This window comes from Longimicrobium terrae, assembly GCF_014202995.1.
GTDB classification, from domain to species: domain Bacteria; phylum Gemmatimonadota; class Gemmatimonadetes; order Longimicrobiales; family Longimicrobiaceae; genus Longimicrobium; species Longimicrobium terrae.
The window spans coordinates 1-2,598 of the sequence record NZ_JACHIA010000048.1 but is presented as its reverse complement, the minus strand read 5'-3'; the positions used below and the strand labels follow the sequence as shown (position 1 = coordinate 2,598).

Annotated in this window: 1 protein-coding gene; it reads left to right on the top strand. The window is 73.7% G+C overall.

Annotation, left to right across the window (positions count from 1 at the left end; genetic code table 11):
• Positions 1-2,598: condensation domain-containing protein (locus HNQ61_RS28155; protein WP_183685871.1), on the top strand; the 2,598-nt coding region annotated here is incomplete at both ends.

Below are 2,598 nucleotides of genomic sequence, written 5' to 3'. Positions count from 1 at the left end.
GCGCTTTGTCCCGTGCCCCTTCGGCGCACCCGGCGGGCGGATGTACCGGGTGATGGACCGCGTGCGGCGCCGCGCGGACGGCGAGATCGAGTACCTGGGCCGCACGGACTTTCAGGTCAAGGTGCGCGGCTTCCGCATCGAACTGGGCGAGATCGAGGCGCGGCTGCTGGAGCATCCGCAGGTGCAGGCCGCCGTCGTCATGGCGCGCGACGACGCCGCGGGCGGCAGGCAGCTGGTGGCCTACTGCATGTGCCCCGGCGCGGTGGAGGTGGAATCCCTGCGCGCGCACCTCGGCGAGCGTCTGCCCGCGTACATGGTGCCCGCGGCGTACGTGCGGCTGGATGCGCTCCCGCTCACGCCCAACGGCAAGGTGGACCGCAAGGCGCTCCCCGCGCCGGACGCGGATGCGTTCGGCGTCCGCGGGTACGAGGCGCCCGTGGGCGAGACGGAGCAGGCTGTGGCCGCCATCTGGGCGGAGCTGCTGGGCGTGGACCGCGTGGGCCGCGGCGACGACTTCTTTCACCTGGGCGGGCACTCGCTGCTGGGCGTGCGCGTCGCATCGCGGCTGCGGCAGGTGCTCGGAGTGGAGACCGCGCCGGGCGACCTGTTCGCGCGCCCCGTGCTGGCGGACTTTGCGCGCGGGCTGCAGTCGGCCGCGCGGTCGGTGGAGACGGTGATTGCGCCGGTGGACCGCACGGGCGACATCCCCCTGTCGTTCGCGCAGCAGCGGCTGTGGTTCCTGGAGCAGCTGGGCGGAACGGGCGGCGCCTACAACGTCCCGCTGCGCCTGCGTCTGCGCGGCGCGCTGGACCGGGATGCGCTGATGCGTGCGCTGGACGGCGTCGTCGCGCGGCACGAGGCGCTGCGCACGACCTTTCCCGCGGTGGATGGCGAGCCCGTGCAGCGCATCGCCTCCGTGCCGGACAGCGCGTTCCGGCTGGTGGAGCACGATCTCCACGCCGCGCTGGATGCGGAGGATGAACTGCACCGGCTGACGCGGGAGGAGGCGGCTGCGCCGTTCGACCTGGCGCACGGCTCGCTGCTCCGCGGGCGCCTGGTGCGGATGGCGGAGGACGATCACGTGCTGCTCGTCATCATGCACCACATCGTCAGCGACGGCTGGTCGATGGGCGTGTTCGTGCGCGAGCTGGGCGCCCTGTACGCCGCCTTTGCGCGCGGCGAGGCCGATCCGCTCGCGCCGCTCCCCATCCAGTACGCCGACTACGCCGCGTGGCACCGCCGCTCGGTGGAGGGCGCCTTCCTCGAGGCGCAGGCTGCCTACTGGACACGGACGCTGTCCGGCGCGCCGGAGTTCATCGAACTCCCAACCGACCGTCCCCGTCCCGCGCGCCAGGACTTTGCGGGCGCGTCGCTGGCGGTGGAGCTGGACGAAGGGCTGTCGGATTCGCTGCGCGCGCTCTCGCAGCGGCACGGCACCACGCTGTACATGACGCTGCTGGCCGGATGGGCGGCGGTGCTGGCGCGGCTCTCGGGCCAGGACGACGTCGTCATCGGCACGCCGAGCGCCAACCGCGGACGGGCGGAGGTGGAGGAGCTGATCGGCTTCTTCGTCAACACGCTCCCCGTGCGCGTAGACCTGTCCGGCGGGCCGACCGTCGGCGGGCTGCTGGACCGGGTCAAGGCGCGCGCGCTGGAGGCGCAGCGCAACCAGGACATCCCGTTCGAGCAGGTGGTGGAGCGGGTGCGCCCCACCCGCAGCCGGGCGTACAGCCCGCTGTTCCAGGTGATGTTCGCGTGGCAGAACACCCCCGGCGGCGACCTGCATCTCCCCGGCCTCACCGTCTCCGAGGCCGGCGGTGCGGATGCGGACGCGGCGCAGTTCGACCTGACGCTGTCGCTGTGGGAGCGCGGCGGGCGCATCGTCGGCACGCTGGAGTACGCGACGGCGCTCTTTGCCCGCGCCACCGCCGAGCGCCACGCGGCCTATCTGCTCCGCACGCTGCAGGAGATGACGGCGGATGACAACCGGCCCGTGGACCGGCTGCCGCTGCTGCCGGAGGCGGAGCGCCGCCTCGTCCTCGAAGGCCTGAACGCGACCGACCGGCCCTACCCGGCCGGCCTGTGCGTCCACGACCTGTTCCGCGCGCAGGCGGCGCGCACGCCGGACGCGGCCGCGCTGGTGTGGCGGGGCGAGCGGGTGACGTACGCGGAGATGGACCGCCGCGCGAACCGTATCGCCCATGCGCTGCGCCGCCGTGGTGCCGGGCCGGAGGTGCGCGTGGGCATCTGCCTGCCGCGCACGCCGGACCTGGTGGCGTCCATGCTGGGCGTGCTCGCCGCGGGCGCGGCGTATGTGCCGCTGGACCCGGCGTATCCGCGCGAGCGGCTGGGCTACATGCTGGAGGACGCCGGCGTGACGCTCGTCATCACCGACTCCGCGCTGGCTGACCGGCTGCCGGAGGGTCCGGCCACGCTGCTGCTGGACGTCGAAGGAGCCGCGCTCGCGGCGGAGCCGGAGACGGCGCTGGAGAGCGGCGTCGGGCCGGAGAACCTGTCGCATGTCATCTTCACCTCCGGCTCCACCGGCCGGCCCAAGGGGGTGATGATTCGCCACGCGTCCACCGTCGTCCTGCTGCA